General features: G+C 57.1%; 18 protein-coding genes. 2 read left to right on the forward strand and 16 right to left on the reverse strand.

Annotated elements, in window-relative coordinates:
- Window positions 1–50 precede the first annotated feature (50 nt).
- Window positions 51–593 carry a YbhB/YbcL family Raf kinase inhibitor-like protein gene (locus K8V32_RS11045; RefSeq protein WP_303907239.1) on the reverse strand — a complete coding sequence of 181 codons (543 nt, stop codon included), beginning with the start codon at window positions 591–593 and terminating at the stop codon, window positions 51–53.
- Window positions 594–856: 263 nt separating this feature from the next.
- Between K8V32_RS11045 and K8V32_RS11050 the strand changes: the two genes are divergently transcribed.
- The gene (locus K8V32_RS11050) at window positions 857–1,237 is read left to right on the forward strand and encodes a hypothetical protein (RefSeq protein WP_303907242.1); all 381 of its coding nucleotides are present in this window, start codon (window positions 857–859) and stop codon (window positions 1,235–1,237) included.
- Between the two features lie 57 nt (window positions 1,238–1,294).
- Here the strand turns inward: K8V32_RS11050 and K8V32_RS11055 are convergent, their stop codons facing one another.
- The 12 genes from K8V32_RS11055 to ftsH all read right to left on the reverse strand — a co-directional run bounded on the left by K8V32_RS11055 (window position 1,295) and on the right by ftsH (window position 13,097).
- Complete coding sequence (locus K8V32_RS11055) at window positions 1,295–3,313, reverse strand: M13 family metallopeptidase (protein WP_303907245.1); 2,019 nt, start codon at window positions 3,311–3,313, stop codon at window positions 1,295–1,297.
- Window positions 3,314–3,341: 28 nt separating this feature from the next.
- Window positions 3,342–4,268, reverse strand: a complete 927-nt coding sequence (gene panC, locus K8V32_RS11060) for a pantoate--beta-alanine ligase (RefSeq protein ID WP_303907248.1) — start codon at window positions 4,266–4,268, stop codon at window positions 3,342–3,344.
- 119 nt (window positions 4,269–4,387) lie between these two features.
- Window positions 4,388–5,296: a Rossmann-like and DUF2520 domain-containing protein gene (locus tag K8V32_RS11065; protein ID WP_303907250.1), complete on the reverse strand. Its 909-nt coding sequence runs from the start codon at window positions 5,294–5,296 to the stop codon at window positions 4,388–4,390.
- A 24-nt stretch (window positions 5,297–5,320) separates the two neighbouring features.
- Window positions 5,321–5,818, reverse strand: coding sequence for a PH domain-containing protein (locus K8V32_RS11070; protein ID WP_303907253.1), 498 nt, complete (start codon window positions 5,816–5,818; stop codon window positions 5,321–5,323).
- Complete coding sequence (locus K8V32_RS11075) at window positions 5,815–7,497, reverse strand: PH domain-containing protein (RefSeq protein ID WP_303907256.1); 1,683 nt, start codon at window positions 7,495–7,497, stop codon at window positions 5,815–5,817. The genes K8V32_RS11070 and K8V32_RS11075 overlap by 4 nt, the downstream gene beginning before the upstream one ends.
- Entirely contained in the window at window positions 7,494–8,123 is a 630-nt protein-coding gene (locus K8V32_RS11080) for a PH domain-containing protein (protein WP_303907259.1), read from the reverse strand. The genes K8V32_RS11075 and K8V32_RS11080 overlap by 4 nt, the downstream gene beginning before the upstream one ends.
- Entirely contained in the window at window positions 8,035–8,568 is a 534-nt protein-coding gene (locus K8V32_RS11085) for a DUF3180 domain-containing protein (protein ID WP_303907262.1), read from the reverse strand. Before K8V32_RS11085 ends, K8V32_RS11080 begins: the two co-directional genes overlap by 89 nt.
- Entirely contained in the window at window positions 8,565–9,134 is a 570-nt protein-coding gene (folK, locus tag K8V32_RS11090) for a 2-amino-4-hydroxy-6-hydroxymethyldihydropteridine diphosphokinase (RefSeq protein WP_303907265.1), read from the reverse strand. Before folK ends, K8V32_RS11085 begins: the two co-directional genes overlap by 4 nt.
- 7 nt (window positions 9,135–9,141) lie before the next feature.
- Complete coding sequence (folB, locus tag K8V32_RS11095) at window positions 9,142–9,507, reverse strand: dihydroneopterin aldolase (RefSeq protein ID WP_303907268.1); 366 nt, start codon at window positions 9,505–9,507, stop codon at window positions 9,142–9,144.
- A gap of 3 nt (window positions 9,508–9,510) precedes the next feature.
- Window positions 9,511–10,419, reverse strand: coding sequence for a dihydropteroate synthase (gene folP, locus K8V32_RS11100; RefSeq protein WP_303907271.1), 909 nt, complete (start codon window positions 10,417–10,419; stop codon window positions 9,511–9,513).
- Between the two features lie 50 nt (window positions 10,420–10,469).
- Entirely contained in the window at window positions 10,470–11,042 is a 573-nt protein-coding gene (gene folE, locus K8V32_RS11105; RefSeq protein WP_303907274.1) for a GTP cyclohydrolase I FolE, read from the reverse strand.
- Window positions 11,043–11,048: 6 nt separating this feature from the next.
- Window positions 11,049–13,097, reverse strand: coding sequence for an ATP-dependent zinc metalloprotease FtsH (gene ftsH, locus K8V32_RS11110; RefSeq protein ID WP_303907277.1), 2,049 nt, complete (start codon window positions 13,095–13,097; stop codon window positions 11,049–11,051).
- 197 nt (window positions 13,098–13,294) lie between these two features.
- Here ftsH and K8V32_RS11115 point away from each other — a divergent pair, with 197 nt between their 5' ends.
- The gene (locus K8V32_RS11115; protein WP_303907280.1) at window positions 13,295–15,106 is read left to right on the forward strand and encodes an HNH endonuclease signature motif containing protein; all 1,812 of its coding nucleotides are present in this window, start codon (window positions 13,295–13,297) and stop codon (window positions 15,104–15,106) included.
- Between the two features lie 66 nt (window positions 15,107–15,172).
- On the opposite strand, the gene hpt is transcribed toward K8V32_RS11115, so the two are convergent.
- The 3 genes from hpt to K8V32_RS11130 all read right to left on the reverse strand — a co-directional run bounded on the left by hpt (window position 15,173) and on the right by K8V32_RS11130 (window position 17,896).
- Window positions 15,173–15,724, reverse strand: a complete 552-nt coding sequence (gene hpt / locus K8V32_RS11120; RefSeq protein ID WP_303907283.1) for a hypoxanthine phosphoribosyltransferase — start codon at window positions 15,722–15,724, stop codon at window positions 15,173–15,175.
- Window positions 15,725–15,746: 22 nt separating this feature from the next.
- Window positions 15,747–16,757 (reverse strand): tRNA lysidine(34) synthetase TilS, encoded by a 1,011-nt coding sequence (gene tilS, locus K8V32_RS11125; RefSeq protein ID WP_303907286.1) that lies wholly within the window; start codon window positions 16,755–16,757, stop codon window positions 15,747–15,749.
- A 116-nt stretch (window positions 16,758–16,873) separates the two neighbouring features.
- Window positions 16,874–17,896: an Rv3626c family coenzyme F420 biosynthesis-associated protein gene (locus tag K8V32_RS11130; protein WP_303907289.1), complete on the reverse strand. Its 1,023-nt coding sequence runs from the start codon at window positions 17,894–17,896 to the stop codon at window positions 16,874–16,876.
- Window positions 17,897–17,938 lie beyond the last annotated feature (42 nt).

Here is a 17,938-nt window from a genome sequence, read left to right on the forward strand (position 1 = left end):
ACCAGACCATCCGCTCCTTCCCGGTACTTAGGCGCCGTCCTTTTGGCAGGTTAGCGTCCGAATATACCGGTGATGCGACCCCGGCCGATCGCATGATGAAACAAGTTCATACCCACCTGTTCTGGTGTGGCATCGGGGCCCAGCGCGATCTCAGTATCCACCGCGTGGACGACAAACATATACCGGTGATCCCCGTGACCAACCGGCGGACGGGAACCGGTAAAACCAGCCACGTTGCGCGAGTTACCCACAAAAATCGGGCCCTGGCCCTGACCAGTAACCCCGAAGGCCTGCCAGTCGATGGTGTCCCAGCGGACGGCACCACCGGGAATCGAGGTCACCGAGGCGGGGATATTGAACGCGGACATATGCCAGAACCCGGAACCCGTGGGAGCATCTGGGTCCAGGCAGGTCAGGGCAAAAGTCTTGGTCCCTTCGGGAATATTGGACCAGCTCAGCTGGGGCAGTTCGTCTTTGCCACCGAGTTCTTCTATGACCGATCGGTTCGGCAACCGGCCGCCGTCGGTGAAGTCCTGACTCGTCAGGGTCATGTCGTGCAGTTTTGGTAACCGTTGATATGGATCAAAGCTCATGGTTGCATCATTGCACGCAGCATGCCCGACGTCTACCGTTCAGTCACAATTACGCCTCGAGATAGCCTCGAACCAGTTTCCGATCCTCGACTGGCACAATGACGATCCGCGAATATGCTGTGCGCCGGTGAGCTCCTCTGGGATTCTGCCACCGAGTTATCCACAATCGCATAATCGGTGATGTCGCAAAGCTTGCACCTGGCCTACGGTGGAGATGTCGGGATAAGGCAATGGCAGAATTTTAGGATTGATAGAGGAGGTCGATGACAGTTCAGACAGTGTGGAATTCGACCATATTTCCAGTGGTGAGTCTCAGCGTGACTTGTGCGATCGCCCTAATGACCATGGGTTTATTGGAACTACCAGCACAGATCGGATGGGCGGCGATATTCCTCATACCGATGGTCGGGTTTGGGATGCTTTTACATCGCAATCAACGGGGCTCATGTGTTAATCAGCGTGCTGTGACGACGCTGATGCTGGTGATCGTGCCGGTTGGGATGATTGTGCCACGCGTCGACTGGGATGGGATCGGCGTCATGGGTCTGGCGGCTCTTGGCATGGTGTTCGGTGTCATCGTTGGTGCACTGGTACACAACAGTTATGTGGTCACCCAGCAGGCTGACACCGAAGCTGTCGCATGAAAGCCTTGGGGCCGGTCATGGTGGACCGGCCCCAAGATCAATCATGCTGCATGAGATTTACCAAATGGTGACGCGTTCCTTTGGATCAAGCCACATAGAATCACCGGGTTCGGTTTCGTAGGCTTCGTGGAAGGCATCGAGGTTTTTGACGACCTGGTTGGCCCGGAACTCATTTGGCGAGTGAGGGTCGGTCGAGACGCGGGTGATGGCAGCCTCGGGACGAATCAGCTGGCGCCAAACGGAAGCCCAGGATTCGAAGAACTGCCGGTCAATGGTCTTGCGATCTTCGGGATCCTTGGGGTCCAGTCCTTGAGCCTTGACAGCTTCTGGATTCTGTTCCAGATAGAGATACAGGGCTTTATGGCTGATGCCAAGGCCTCCAAGATCCCCAATGTTCTCACCCAGGGTGAGTTCGCCATTGACGCTGTGCTCGGGTGCCTCCGAGGGGGCCAAAACTTTGTACTGGTCAACCAATGACCGGGTGCGTTCGGTAAACGCTTCACGGTCTTCATCCGTCCACCAGTTATTCAGCGCACCATCGCCGTCATACTGGGATCCTTGGTCATCAAAACCGTGACCAATTTCGTGACCAATGACCGCACCAATGCCACCAAAGTTCTGCGCCGGAGTAGCCTCAGGCGAGAAGAATGGTGGCTGCAGAATGGCAGCCGGGAACACAATCGCGTTTTCCAATGGTGAGTAGTAGGCGTTGACCGTCTGAGGGCTCATGTGCCACTCTTCTGGGTCTGGACCGTCTTCAATCTTGGAGAGGTTGTCTTCAAACTCGTGTTCGGAGATACGGTCCAAAGTGCCAATCAGGTCAGTGGCATTCATCTTGATATCTGAATAATCATGCCATTTGACCGGATAACCAACCATCGGATTGAACTTCGAGAGTTTCTCGAGTGCTTTCTTGCGGGTTTTCTTACTCATCCACGGCAGTTCAGAAATGGACTGACGGTAAGCCTGCTGCAAAGCATCAACCAGTTCATCCATATGTTCCCGGTGGGATTCGGTGTAGTGCCGGGCAACATAGAGACGACCGACGTCTTCACCCAGGGTGGAATTCACCAAAGCCACTGCGCGTTTCCAGCGAGGGCGGAGTTCTTCGGTTCCGGTGAGAACCTTGTTGAATTCGAAATCAGCTTCGACAAAGTCCTTCGACAGGTAAGGGGCGTGGGAAGACAGCAAGTGCAGTTTCAACCAGGTGCGCCAGGATTTTGTCGGTTCCGATTGCAAGAGTTCTTCGAATCCGGTGAAAAAGTCTGGCTGCCACACCACGATTTCTTCCGAACGGTTATCGTGTTTCTGACCGGGTGCCATTTTCATGCCCTTCAGCCAGTGGATGACCGATGGGAATTTCTTCAGCAACTCTTTACGGGTAAACAGGTTATAGCGTTTGACCGCATCCCGGACTTTGACGATGTCCCAGTGCTGCTCGGCTATCTTGGTTTCCAGTTCCAACACACGTTTTGCCATCTTGTGTGCACGCTTTTCGGTTGGTGCAATACCAGAAAGCAAAAACAGTTTTTCAACATAGGTACGGTAGGCGTCCACGACGTGGGCGTGTTTTTCCTCACGATAATACGATTCGTCAGGCAAACCCAGACCGCTTTGGATCAAATGCAACAGCACTCGATCCGGATTTCCGGCGTCTGGCATCGCGCCGACTCCAACCGGACCGCCCACAATGCCTTTGCGTTGCAATTTGCCGGTGAGTTTCAAAAACTCTTGGGGAGTTTCAATTTCAGAGATTTTATCCAGCGTCTCCCACAACGGGGTGACACCCAGTGCCTCAATGGTCTTTTCATCCATCATCGCCGTAAAGAGCGCACCGATACGAAGTTTGGCACCCTCATCCGAGTGTCCAGCATGAAATGAATGCTTGCGCTGCTTCTTGGACAGCTCTTTGGCAGCTGATTCTAAAATGTCATGAACAGCGATTTCAGACTGGTCGTGCAACTCCATAAAGGCGCCGTAGGTGCCACGATCAGCTGGAATGGTGTTGTTTTCCATCCAATCACCGTTCACGTGCCGATATAGATCCTGCGTCGGTTGTGGGGCTGTGGTTGTCACGCGTCTCCTTCAAAGATCGTGCCGGTATCTAATTGGTAGCCTGTGGCGCTAACAACATATTATCGATGAGTCGAACCGGGGGAACCCATGCCGCGACCAAGGCAAGTGCTTCTCGCTCTAAAGGCATTGCTAATTGCTGTGCGGTCAGGGGCTGGAGGGTGGTCGGATCGACGATTTCTAAATAGTCTAATTCTACGTTTTCTTGGGCTCGAACGATGTCTCTGGCAGCCGAAATATCTAAACGTTCACCTCGCGTTGCCAGATCGGCAAGATAATGGAGGGCCTGCGATAACCCCAGGGCTTTTTCCATACCGTGGTCGTCTAACCGAACATTGCGCGATGACAGCGCCAAACCACTTGGTGCCCGGACCAGTGACACCGGGCGAATTTCGACGTCAATATTCAAATCTTGAGCCATACGAGTCACGATGGCCAACTGTTGGGCATCTTTTTGTCCGAAGTAGCTGCGGAAAACCGCCGGGGCCGGTGGCATGAGGATATTCCAGAGCTTTGCGACCACCGTGCAGACTCCGTCGAAGTGGCCGGGCCGGGAGGCACCTTCAAAAACCCTGCCCATCTGCCCTGCCGAGACCCGAATTTGTGGGGCGTCAGGAAAGCCGGGATACATGTGCTCGGTGGCCGGGGCAAACACGATATCTCCGCCATAACGTGTCACCAGTTCCAGATCGGCATCAAGGGTGCGCGGATAATGTTCGAAATCTTCGGGCTGATCAAATTGCAGTGGATTCACGAAGATCGAGGCGATGACCAGGTCGTTTTCGGCTCGCGCCTGCTTAAAGAGCGCACCGTGTCCATCATGTAATGCGCCCATGGTCGGGACTAACCCGACCGTCGGGTTCGGGTTACCGGCAGCGATGAGTTCGGCGACTTTGTCAGCAATCAGGATTTTGACATCAGTGGTTGTGGTTGCCAAGAGGGCTTGTTGGTCGGTCACGCCACATAGTCTAGCCCGAAGCAGCAACCGAACTGCCCACAGGTCAACACCCGATATGAAGGCTCTTGGATGCCACCGATATCTTCTGGGCAGAAGATGCCCGGCGTCAACGTGATGCCTTAGGCGTCTAAGAGTTCTAGCAGTTCTTCGAGCTTCGCCGCGGTGATAAATCCAGCGCTATGGGCCCGCCGGGCGGTGGCTTGTGCCATGGCTCGATAGGTTTCATAAAGGTCGGGATCTTCCAGGGTCTTCAGCGACTCGAGATGCTGGGCCACCGTGCCACTATCGCCGCGCGAGACCGGCCCGGTGAGTGCTTGATCGCCGTTGGTCAACGCATTTTCTAAGCTGGCCGACATCAAATTGCCCAGCAATTTGGGGGCCTGGTCAATACCGGCTGCGGTCAGCATTGCTTGTGCCTGGGCGGTTATGGTGACCAGGTGGTTCGAGGCGTGCGCCATTGCGGCGTGATACACGGGTCGGGCGGCTTCCGGGATGGTGACCGGGATGCCACCCATTTCCACCACCAGCGCCTCGGCGATGGGGGCGACCACCGCATCAGCAGTAATCCCGAATGCGGTGTTATGTAACCGGTCCACGTCCAGGGACGTGCCGGTAAACGTCATGGCCGGGTGAATGGCCACCGGGATGGCGCCGTGTTCGCGCACCGAGTGCAACACCTGGGTGCCATAGCGCCCCGAGGTGTGCACCAGCAGGTGACCGGTTTGAATATGTCCGGCGGCAGCAAGCCCTGAGACGAGTTCTTCCAGGACGTCGTCGGGCACCGCAAAAATGACGGCTTCGGAGCGGCGCAAAATATCGGGGATGTCCAGGATGGGAGCATCGGGCAGCAGCGCTTCGGCGCGGGCTACCGAGGCTTCGGATACCGCGTGCACGGCGGTGATCGTGTGGCCTGCTTGTTGCAGGGCCAGTCCCAGGACGGCGCCGACGCGTCCGGCCCCGATGATGCCGATGCCTAGGCGGTTGGGTCGGCCGATGGCACCGGTGGTCAGGGGTTCGTCAACGCTCATGTGCGGTCCTTTCTACAACGTGTTTTAGAGTCCGGCCAGGCGGGCGTAGCCGCGTTGGGTGAGATCGTCACGCAGCCTGGTGGCCTGTTGGGTGGGCACCCCGTAGATGGTGGTGTTGGAACCGGCGGTGGTGATGGTGACATTGGCCAGATCGAATTTGCGTTGCAGAGGTCCCTGGCTGACTTCCACGAACTGTAACCGCCCGTACGGGATTGCCGCGTATTTGCGGAAGACGGCGCCGGCGCGGATCAGCAGGTCATCGGGTTGTTCGGCCCAGCCGTGAATACGCACCTGGTAGGGGGTGACGATCATGAGTCCCAGGTCCCACAGTAGGGTCCAGACGGCGGGGATAAAGGACAAGCCGTGCCAGAAGTTCGGATCGACCTGAGCATTAAAGATCAGTGCGGCAACCGTAAATAGGGTAACAAAACAGACCAGACTGATGATGTTTACCAGCTGCCGGTAGGTGGTCAGGCGTGGGCTGACCGGGCGGAATTCTACAGCTGTTGGGAAGGCTTTCATGCGCCCTCCTGTGCCGAGGTAGCTTTTGCCGCGGCCTTTTCGAAGGTTTCGAGTTCGTCTGGGGCCATCCACTGGTTCTTATCGCTCATCCGGCGCGCGTTGGCCGCGATCTCGGCTTCGGCAAAGAATAGGTCCACCAGCACGGCGGGTTCCTGGTTGCGCAGGTGTGTGCGCACGGGCCCGGGCGGGGTGACAAACCAGGCGGATACGGTGCCCGATAATTTATCTGACAGGGTTTGGTAGATCGAGGATTGTTGGAGCCGTTCGTGCGGGATCATTGCCAGGTTGCGTCGCAGTCGCCCAAACCGAATGAGCAATAAGGTGGGTGTGGTGGTATAGCCGTGACGGCGCCCGGCGATCGGCTGCCAGATGCGGGCGCGGGAGGGCACGCGGGTGAAGCCGTCGTCGTCGGCGGTACCTTTCAACGCCGTATAGATCATGTCGTTGGCGTATTCCACCCCGGGGTCCGGGGCGAGTACGGAGAGCATGATAATGACGTCGTCAAAGGTGCCTACGGGTAGCACGGTGGTTGAGGTGTCGGTGAGTCCGTAGCCGGCGACGGTTACCTGGATGCGGTACCACCCGAAGTAACGGTAGGCCAGCGGCTGGGTGATTTGAATGGCCTGGATGCGTCCGGGTGGGATGGTGTGCGACGACGTCGATAACATGCCCGAGGTGACGCGCACCCCCGAACTGGACGTTTTGGCGGTGAAGTTGAAGTTGGTGTTGACCTGGTTGAATGCGGTGATTGCGGTGGTGAATAGGGCTACCCCGAGGAAGATCAACAGGATCAGCACGCCCAGCGGGATGGCCATTGGTTCGGCATCATTGCGTGAGCCCAACCAGATGAAAAACCCGGTGGTCGCACCGCCGAATACCGCCGTCCATGCCCCGGTGGCCGCCCCGGTGAGCAGGGCAGCACCGATGACCCGCCCAAAGGGGATGGTGAGCAGTTCTCGCGAATCTACTTGCCCTGGGGCTTGCCCGGTGCGCGTGGTGTGCGGGTTGGCCACACGTTCTGCAACACCGTGGGGGTTGTGCTCAACGTACTGGCCCAGATAGTCGGTGTAGGGGTAGTCGGGGGCCTGCGCGGCGGGGCTTGGGGCGCTGGCGTCGGCTGGCCCGGGCGTGGTTGGGTCGAGTTTCGGGTCGTCTTGGGCGCCAGAGGCCAGGTAGAGAATTTCGTGGCGCAGGTTTTCGGCCTCGGCTTCGCGCACATATTCCAGGGTCAGCGTGGTTTCGGCCCCGTCGGCGGCGTGCAGGGAGAGTTTCGACAGCCCAAAGATTCGAGCAAAAAATGGGCGCACGATATCCACGGCTTGCAACCGGTCCAGGCGCATATAGCGGCGTCGACGGAAAATGACCCCGGAGTGCAGTTGAACGGCGTCGGTGGTGATCCGGAATTGGTAAAACCGCCAGGAGATCGCGTACAAGCCGGCCGCCACAACCAAAATGGCCACGACCACGCCCAGCAGGATGAGCAGCGACTGGACCACGGATAGGCTGAACGCTTCGATAACCCCTTGGAGCTCCTGGACCGAGAAGTTCATGATGATATACACGAAGATCAGCAGGACAGACCAAGACCGGATAAACGGCGAAATCGGGTGCACACGTCGCCAGTTGTGTGCGACGTCGTCGAACTGTTCATCGGGTGCGCCAGGATGCTGGTGAGTCATGATGCGCCCAATTCTGCCAGCCGCTGGTAGCCGCGCTGGGTGAGGTCGTCGCGCAGGCGTTCGGCTTCTTCCAGGGGCAGGCCTTCAAAGGTTGCCGCGGTGCCGCCCCCGGCGGTGGTGATGACAATCTGGGTGATCCCATAGGCGCGTTGTAACGGGCCCTGGCGAATATCCACGTACTGGATGCGCCCGTATGGCACCGCCACCTGGTGGCGGAATAAGATGCCGCGGCGCAACAGTAAATCGTCACGATTTTCCAGGTAGCCCAGGGCTTTCACCTGGCGGGGAATAATGAAAACAAACACGATGCCGGTGACCAGTAGAGCCGCGGGGACGGCGTAGAGCAGTGGGGCCAGTGCGAAGCGGGTGAAAAATTCTGTGGTGGCGTGCAGAATACTCATCCCGATCATGACGGCGATGATCGGGATGCCGAAGCCCAGCGCATTGTAGATTTGGCGCAGCACTATCAATTTTGGGGAGACCCTGCGGTAGGGCAGCTGTTCGTGATACATGCCGGCAATCTGTTGGGAACGGAAATTATGGTTCGGGTTTTTCAACGGGGTCGGCCCGTCGCACCGTGGGTTGGGCGCCCGAGGTATTTGGGGGCCTGCGGTTGTGGTTCCCATTGCCATCGGAGTCCTCCGGCGGGATCCTGCACCATTGTTCCACAATAAAACCTACGATCACCAGGATCAACGCCGTGATGACTTGGGCAATGGATTCGGTGACGACGGCGGGCCCAAACCCGGCTTGTGGCAGCCGGTGCACCAGGATGCCCACGTGCCAGCCACCGATTGCTGCCCCAGCATAGGTGCCAGCTTGGGCGAGCACAAGGGTGCGGGCCGCGGCCACCGGGTTCATCCGATCAGCAACCGGCCGTTCGCGGTCGCGGAGCACCCGGATGCCCAGGATGAGTTCCAGCACAATGGCCGCGGCAAGGGTAATGATCGAGGGGTAACCCAGCGACGGGGTGGGCCACCCCGATTCCGCCGAGTATAGGGCGCCCAGCCACCCGAGGGCTATGGCAACAAGGATGACGAGGAAGACTCGGCTGACACGCATTGATGTCATACGTTGTGTCCTCCTGGGTCGCGTCCTGAGGCCGGGGGTGGTTCTGGCTCAAATTGTATTACGGTTGCCGCGTCGTCGGCGGCCGCAGCTAATTCCACGACCGGTCGCCCCTGCAAGCGGGCATTGGGATCCGCCCAGGACCACGGGGTGAGCACAAAGGCGCGCTCGTGGGCTCGCGGGTGCGGCAAGATGAGCTCTGGGTGTTCGGAGACGACGTCGTCATAGGCGATCACATCAACATCCAGGGTGCGCGGACCCCAGCGAATATCACGCACGCGGGCGGCGGCATGTTCTAGTTCATGACCAAACTGCAATAGCGCCCAGGGTGCCAACGTGGTATCGACCAGCAGCACCTGATTGAGGAAATCAGGTTGTTCCACTCCCCCAACGGGCGCGGTTTGTGCCAGCGGGGACACCTTCGTGACACGAATATGTTCGTGGCCGCCGAAAGCAGCCACCGCGTCGGCGAGGATCTGTTGTGAATCGCCCAGATTCGATCCCAACGCAATCACTGCCGGCACCGGTTGTGCCGGGGCAGTCAGCAGGCGGCGTGGCAGATCAGACATGGGGTTCCTAGGCGTCGCGCTGCCGGGTAACGGTAACCGCAACGTTTTGGAAATCCGAGGGGATCGGGGCCTGCGGTTTATTGACGGTCACGGTCACCGCACGCACCCGGGCAAAGTCCGCCAGGACGGTCTCGGCAATGCGCACCGCCAGTGTTTCAATCAGGTTCACCGGTGTGCCGGTAATCAGGGCTTCCACGACGGCGGCAACTTCGGCGTAGTTGACAGTGTGTGCGACGTCGTCGGTTTCTGCCGCTTCGGCAATGTCAACATCCAGGTTCAGGTCCACCAGGAACACTTGGCCCGAGACGCGCTCGGCGGTGAGCACGCCGTGGTAGCCGCGGGCCCGCAGACCAGTCAGGCTGATAGTCGCCATGGGTTAGCTTGCCGCCTGGCGGGCTGCCACAGTTTTCACGGCGTCCAGATTTGGGATCACCGAGTGCACGCGCACACCCCAGACCCCGGCTTCGGCAACCTGGGTGGTGATGGCCGCGGTGGCGTGGTCGCGTTGGCGGGGTTCAACCGGTTTAGCCGCGTTGGTGGCCAGCATCGAGCCGATAAAGCGTTTTCGTGAGGCACCAATGAGCACCGGGTACCCCAGCCCCTGGAAGTCGTCCAGGTTGTTCAGTAGCTGCCAGTTCTGGTCGCCGGCCTTGGAAAAGCCCAGGCCCGGATCAACAATCAGCTGTTCTTTGGTGACCCCGGCTGCCAGGAACGCGTCAATGATCTGCTGGGTTTCAGCCACCACCTCGCGCACCAGGTCCTCGTAGTGGGCCAGACCGTCCATGGTCTTGGAGTTGCCGCGGTTGTGCATCACAATATAGCGGGCACCGGTTTCGGCAATAAGTTTGGGCATCTCGGGTTCGTAGTTCAGCCCCGACACGTCGTTGATCATCACTTCGCCCAGTTCCAGCGCGGCACGTGCCGTGTCGGTGTGGCGGGTATCAACAGACACGTAGACGCCGGCTTTAATCAGCGCTTCAACAACCGGGATGATACGGCGTTGTTCTTCTGCCGGGGAGACCTCCTGGGTACCCGGGGCCGTAGATTCCCCGCCGACGTCGATAATATCGGCCCCGGCATAGTGCATGCGCAGCCCATGATCAATCGCCTTGGCCGTGTCAAAGTTCTCTCCGCCGTCGGAAAATGAATTATCCGTCACGTTGAGGATCCCCATGACCAGGGTGCGGTCGGTTGGCAAATCCGCAAAGGTTTTGCGGCTGGCTTTGCGCACCACCGACAGTGGGCCCGTGGCCGGACCGGTTCCTGGGACAGCTCCAATAGACATGGGAATCCTTCCTGTTTTGTTATTCGTACTTCAAGATTGTGGCCCCGGGTTTAGTGTACGCCAGCGTTCATGATCAGGCTCATCGCCTCATTGCGGGTCGAGGACTCGCGCAGTTGGCCACGCACCGCCGAGGTGACCGTCTTGGCGTGCGGCTTTTGCACACCGCGCATTGACATGCACATGTGCTCAGCACTGAGCACCACGATGGCACCCTGGGGGTTTAAATGTTCGACCAGGGCTTCAACAATTTGTGTGGTCAGGCGTTCTTGAACCTGTGGACGGCGTGCATACAGGTCCACCAGGCGCGCCAGTTTCGACAACCCCGTCACCTTGCCCTCAACCGAGGGAATATAGCCGATGTGGGCGTGACCGTGGAATGGCACCAGGTGGTGTTCACACATCGAGTAGAACTCAATATCTTTGACTAACACCATTTCGTCGTGCGAAATATCAAATGTGGTGCCCAAGATTTCGGCCGGATCGCGGTGCAGCCCAGCAAAGAACTCACCATAGGCCCTGGCCACCCGTGCCGGGGTTTCTACCAGCCCCTCACGGTCGGGGTCTTCACCCACGGCAAGCAAGATTTCACGAACCGCCGCTTCGATTCGAGGTTGGTCAATCATGTTTCGCTACTCCTGGTCGCCGCGAGAAGATTCTGCGCCGTCATCATACGGGACAGCACCCTCGGTGTGTGCCTGATGACTATGCTGCGACTGACCAGCCTGCTGGACAGCCTCCGGATGTGACATGTTATCAGTGGCCGTCCCGGCCGGCATATCCACCGGTGGGATATCCGAGACCGGACGATCCTCGTGGAATAACCAGGTATCGCGCGGCTTATACTTGCGCACATCGGCAAATAATTCAGCCAGTTCAAAACGATTCAGCGTTTCGTGTTCCAGCAGCCGCGCGGCGAGCGTGTCCAGGATGTCGCGGTTTTCGTTGAGCACCCAGTAGGCCTCAGCGTGCGCGTTATCCAACAGACCACGAACTTCCTCATCGACGACGTAGGCGAGCTCATCCGAGTAGTCTCGGCCACCACCCATGCCGCGCCCACCAAGGAATGGTTCGTCGTCACCGGAACCAAGTTTCACGGTCCCGACCCGCGCAGACATACCGTATTCGGTCACCATTTTCTTGGCCGTCTCAGTGGCCTTGTTAATGTCATTGGAGGCACCGGTGGATGGGTCGTGGAAGACAATCTCTTCGGCCACACGACCACCCAGGGCATAAGCCAACTGGTCGAGCAACTCATTACGGGTCACCGAGTATTTATCTTCCTCGGGCACCACCATCGTGTACCCCAGGGCCCGCCCGCGCGGCAGAATCGTCACTTTGGTCACCGGTGCCGAGTGGTTCAACCCGGCAGCAACCAGCGCGTGACCACCTTCGTGATACGCCGTGACCTTGCGTTCGTGATCGTTCATCAAGCGAGTACGTTTCTGCGGGCCAGCCATGACCCGGTCAACCGCTTCGTCAATGGCACGGTTATCAATCAGGTGCGCATTCGAACGCGCCGTCAACAGTGCTGCTTCGTTGAGCACATTGGCCAGATCCGCCCCCGAAAAACCGGGGGTGCGCTGCGCCAGACCGTATAAGTCAATGTCTTCAACTAACGGTTTACCCCGCGAGTGGACCTTCAAAATCTGCAGGCGCCCCTCCAGTGACGGCGCTTCCACCGGCACCTGCCGGTCAAAACGGCCCGGACGCAGCAGGGCTGGGTCCAGCACATCGGGACGGTTGGTTGCCGCGATCAGAATGACGTTGGCATTTTCATCAAAGCCATCCATTTCCACCAGCAACTGGTTCAAGGTTTGTTCGCGTTCGTCATTACCGCCACCAACTCCGGCGCCACGGTGACGACCCACCGCATCAATTTCGTCAACAAAAATAATGGCTGGCGCGTTCTTTTTCGCCTCGGTGAACAGGTCGCGCACACGAGAAGCACCGACGCCAACAAACATTTCCACAAAATCCGAACCCGAAATCGTGTAGAACGGCACACCTGCTTCACCCGCGAGCGCTCGGGCGATCAGGGTTTTACCGGTTCCGGGCGGCCCATACAACAGCACGCCGGTTGGGATCTTGGCGCCCACGGCCTTGAATTTATCGGGTTCGGTCAAAAATTCTTTGATTTCCTGAAGCTCTTCAACCGCTTCTTCAGCACCGGCAACATCTTTAAACGTGACCTGTGGGTTGTCCTTGGACATCAGTTTGGCCTGGGATTTGCCAAACTTCATCATCTGGCTGCCGCCACCCTGCATACGGGACAGCAAGAACCAGAATAACAAGGCAATAATAATGAACGGGATCAAGAAGCCCAGCATCGACAGCAACCAGTTTGAGGTCACCGGCTGGTCCGAGAATTCGTCCAGATCGGCCGCGGCAATCTCGTTGACCACGGTTTCGGCACGGTCCTTCGAGTAGAAGAAGTGCACCTGGGTGCCCAGATTGCGGTCCTCGTGGACAAAGTCTTCTTGCAGCGTGAGCTCGACTCGGTGGTCATTGTCGTCCAACAGTGCCTGGTTTGCCTTGTTGTCTTCCAATAACTGGATTCCCACCGAGGTGTCGACACGGCTCGACGACGAGCCCGACAGCACCGGCACGACGAGCAGTAACGCTAAGACTGCAAGGACGATCCAAATGACCGGCCCTTTAAAGATGTTCTTGGCTTTCACCCTTCTAAAGCTACCTCTTTCGTCACGATGAATTGCATACGTCTCTTTTCCTTTCGCAATCGGTGGAAGGACCACCTGTGGAGATAACCCCGCATTCTGACCCAAGTTATCCACAATTGGCTCAGGCGCGGTCCCGTGGACTGTCGAATTCGGCCAGACTATGGGTCACACAGTAGTTCATGAAAGGAGGTGTGCAGATGAGTATGCCTGTCCCAGTGCAACCGGATATTTCCGACGACGACGTCGCCGCCGCCCAGCCTGCGCCGGAGCCGTTAGAGTCACAGCGGCTTTTTGAACTCCACGACGCCAATATGCAACGCGTTGAAGAACTCTACGGCAAGGCCTTGGACGCCATGGACGGCGCCGAGCTTTTAGCTTTGCAATCGGCGATCATCAACCGGCTTGAGGTCACCACCGATGAGCAGCTCAGCGGTGCCGTCACCGGCCAGGACGCTGCCCTATCGTTGGCAGATGTCGGCCGGATCGCCGAGGAAAATCATCGTCGATTTTATAACTTCCAGTGCCGCCTAGCATTTCTGTTAGAAGGCTGGTTCGAAAGCATCGATGCCCGCAGCGCAACTCTGGCACACAAGGGTAAGCGTCCGTTCAAGGATTCCAAAGATTTCATTGCTCGACTCATCGGCATCGATAATAAGGAAGTGGAACGTCGGTTGCGTATTGCCACGGCGAATCCCACAAAACCGGGGGCTTCCAAAATGCGGGCACCTAAAATCGAGCGAGCCATGGCCGATGGTAAAATCGATCCAGCCTCTGCCAATTACATCGTCGACCGCCTGCGGTCGATTCGAGCCGCGTCGAAACGTGCTGGTGCCACCGATGAGCAAGCGGATCGTTTAGTCGCCACGAAAGAAGGCGAGCTCTTAGCCAAAGCGTTGCACGCCGGGCCGGATGAGGTTCGAAAATTCGCCGACCGGGTCAAGCGATGCACTAACCGACAGTTCACAAAACCCGGTACCCGCTTGACTCCCAAACAGCGCCAGTATGAGGAAGGCCTACGGTATGTCTCGCCGCTGGGTGATAATCATATTCGGCTTGATTGGGTGCTTACAAAATGGCAGTATCGCAACGTTTTAGAACGATTACGAAGACAGGTCAATAACCTGCGCAAAGAGATCTCACGAATCAATGACGAAGATCATCTGAACCCCGACGGTTCAAGGAAGTCAGGTGCGGAACGCATCACGGCGGCTGATGAGGAATACGAGATCCCCATGCTGTATGACAATCGCACACCTGCCCAACGGTGGTCACATTTTCTGTTGGATATTCTTGAAACGGGGATCGTGCTGACCAGTTTGCCGGCCGGAAATGCCCAAGACCAGATCAACCAACATTCCAATAACGTTGACCAGTCGTCATCCAATTCGGAGCATGAAAACGTCCATCCGGAAGATATCACACCTTCCGGGGTGATCATTCCGGGACTTGGTCGCTTGGTGAACGTGCTGCCAGAGGTGACCGTTGGTCTGCAATTTTCCGATTTAGCTGGTAAGTATTTGGATTTCGGTTCCGATGATGTGCATGTACAGCGCGAAATCGCTGCACTGATCGAGGGCAGAAAACCGTTTCCAGAATTATACGATTATGAGGCGATGGATCTCGATTGGGCACAGTTGCGCATGATGGCCTGCAACGCGTCCATCATCCCTGCGGTGCTCAATTCCAAAAGCGAACCATTAGATGTTGGCCGCAGTCAACGTTCATTTCCCGTCAATATTCATCGCGGAGTGGTTCTGCGTGACGGTGGATGCGCTTATCCCGGTTGCAATATGCCGCATATGTACTGCGAAGTGCATCATATTCAACACTGGGAAAACGGTGGTTGCACGTCATTAGACAACGCGGTCATGCTCTGCCGTTTCCATCACATGGTGATCCATCAGTCCGAGGTGCTCGTTCGACTCAATGACGATCAGTTTCCGGAATTTCTGATAAATCCAACGACCCCAGAAGCAATCTGGGTTCGGAACCATGTACATCGAGGCTGAGTAACTCTCCGATGCGTGTATCCCGGTGGTAGCATCCAATGGCATCACCGGGAGAGCCACATATACTTAGGCGTAGACGTGAGGGGCCAGCGTAGCCAGCACATCAAGGTTGCGATATTTCTGGTCGAAGTCCAAACCGTAACCGACGACGAATTTATTCGGAATATCCTTGCCGATATATCGCACATCGATATCAACCGCCAGGGCCTCCGGCTTACGGAATAGCGTGACAATCTCCACTGAGGCAGGGCCGCGCGATTCTAAGTTGGTCTTCAGCCATGACAAGGTCAAACCAGAATCGACAATGTCTTCAACGATGAGCACGTGGCGACCCATGAGATCTTCTTCAAGGTCTTTCAGGATTCGGACAACGCCTGACGACTTGGTTCCTGACCCGTAGGAGGAGACGGCCATGAAATCAATGGTGACTTTCGAGCGCAGTGCACGAGACAAGTCAGCCATGATCATCAACGCACCTTTGAGTACGCCAACAAGCAGAATGTCTTTGCCTTCGTAATCGCGATCGATTTGTACTGCCAGGTCTTGCACAATGTCATCAATTTCTTCGCGAGTCAGTAGTACGGACTCTAAATCGCCTGCAACGTCTTCAGCCTTCATAATCACTCCTCGTGAGGTCAGGTTAGTCCCTCGGGTCTGAGGGGATGACTAATAGTTTTGCATATTCTTCACCGGCTTTTTTCCGGTAAAGGCTCACATGACCTTCCACTTGGATCGGCCCGGCCGATGACGCGCGACCAACCGGCGGGGTAATGAGTTCTTCAATGGCAGCTAAACGCTCAAAGCTGGGCTGGGGTGCCCCAAAATGTTGTACTGCAATAGCAACAACTCGCCGCAAAATAGCCGGTGATAACCTCTGCAATGCTTTCAAAGGGAAGCTCAGTTGCTGAGGTTCTGCAACCACCAATTCGCGATACGTGTTCTGGGCAATGTCTTCTAAGACCTCGGCGTCATCAGCAGCCAAGGTTGCGGTGGTGACCAAACCGGAAAACACGCCCGGCCCCAAGCCGGTGGTGGCATCCATCAGCGTTGGCAGCAAATGGTTCCTAACCCGAATCCTGGCGATCGATTCGTCCAAGTTCATCGGATCTTTGAAATACCGGATTCCTGCCCAAGCACAAATCTGCTCGGTGTCTTCGCGGGTAAGTTCCAGTAACGGCCGGCCAACCCGTATGGGCGGGTAGCCTGGCAATGCATGAGTGCGTTGTTTGCGAATCCCTGCGATTGACCGCAAGCCCGAACCGCGGGCAATCCCTAAAAGCACCTGTTCGGCTTGATCATTCGCGGTGTGCGCGGTGAGTACTCCAGCAGCCTGCACGTCATGAGCGCACTGAACAAACGCTTCGTACCTAGCCTGCCGAGCTGCGGCCTCTATACCGTCACGTCCGGCGGAAACGGTCAGGTTTTGAACCAACACGGGTTGTAAACCCATTGTTTTACAACTCCGAGCAGCCTGCACGGCGACCTGTTCGGTAACGGCCTGCAAGCGGTGATCAACAATGAGTGCGCCGAAGCTGATCCCTGTGGTGCGTTGCGTTTCAGCCGCCAGCGCGGCCATGGCCATAGAATCTGCGCCCCCCGATACGGCGAGCAGCACGGGCTGATGATCCTGGACAGACCACGTATCCACCATAGCTTTTAGGGCTTTAACTCCCCTATGCACAGCTGCAGGCCACCCGGTGCGAGGTGGCCAAACATCTGGCCCACTCATTGGAGGGTCAACATGTGGTGAGACACTCACAGTGTGACCTAGTTGAAGACTCGGGCAACCCAAGCATCCGCGTCGGTCAGTTCATCCATCGACGGAAGATTCTCGGGTGCATCCCAGACGACATTGAAGCGTTCAATACCCACACGGTCGATCACTGCCGCAACAAAGGCTTGACCTTGCTTATACTGTTTTGCTTTGGCGTCGAGGCCAAAGAGTTTGCGCAATAATTGTGCCAGCCAATTGTGATTGGTCGAGCGTTCATCAAAGCGCTTACGGATCACTCGTACGCTGGGCACAAGTTTGCGATCAACGGCGTCCATGATGACATTTGCGTGGCCTTCAAGCAGTGACATGACCCCGGTTATTTGGGACTCGAGTTTTTGTGTCTTCGTAGCCTTCTGCTCGGCAGTGAGCTGGTTTTCAGATTCCGGCAAGATATTTGTGAGCAGAAAATCTGTGGCGATGTCCAAAATGTGTTGTGCCAGCCAGGGAGCCTGCGTAAATTGGGCCACGTGGGTTAGCTCGTGCAAACTCACCCAGAATCGGAAGTCTTCGGGATCAAGTTTGAGCTCATCCCGGATCATCATGACATTGGGTGCTACAAGCATGAGCCGGGGTTTGGCATCGCCTCCGGAAGCTTGGGCCACATAGGGTTCGAACTGACCCAGAATCTTGGTGGACAAAAACGCTAACACCGCACCCACTTGTGCGCCGGAGAAACTCGCGGTGACGTCTGAGCCGAGACTCTTCATGAGGCTGTCACTGACTTGGCTGAGTCGGTCGAATGCCGGTTCGAGCATGACCTGTAGTGAATGGGAGTTCGCGGTGATCCATCCGGGGCGGTCCACCACCAGGATTTCTACGTCGTCGTCAACTGGCAGGGTGGCCCAGTGTTCAATTGCGGATAATTTACTCAGCGTCGCCACGTGTTCGGCTGCCGTGTAGGCTGCGGCGCGGAGGCCTTCGGTTTCAATGATGGCGTCGGTGGCGGGAACTCGCGGGCCGGGCGGCACGAGGTTGCGTCCGGTGGATGCTGCCACCTTTTGGTTAAAGATTTGCATGACTGTGTCCCTTCACGTTGAACCCTACTGGATCAACGACGT

Origin of the sequence: Enteractinococcus helveticum (assembly GCF_020742345.1) — a bacterium.
GTDB classification, from domain to species: Bacteria; Actinomycetota; Actinomycetes; order Actinomycetales; family Micrococcaceae; genus Yaniella; species Yaniella helvetica_A.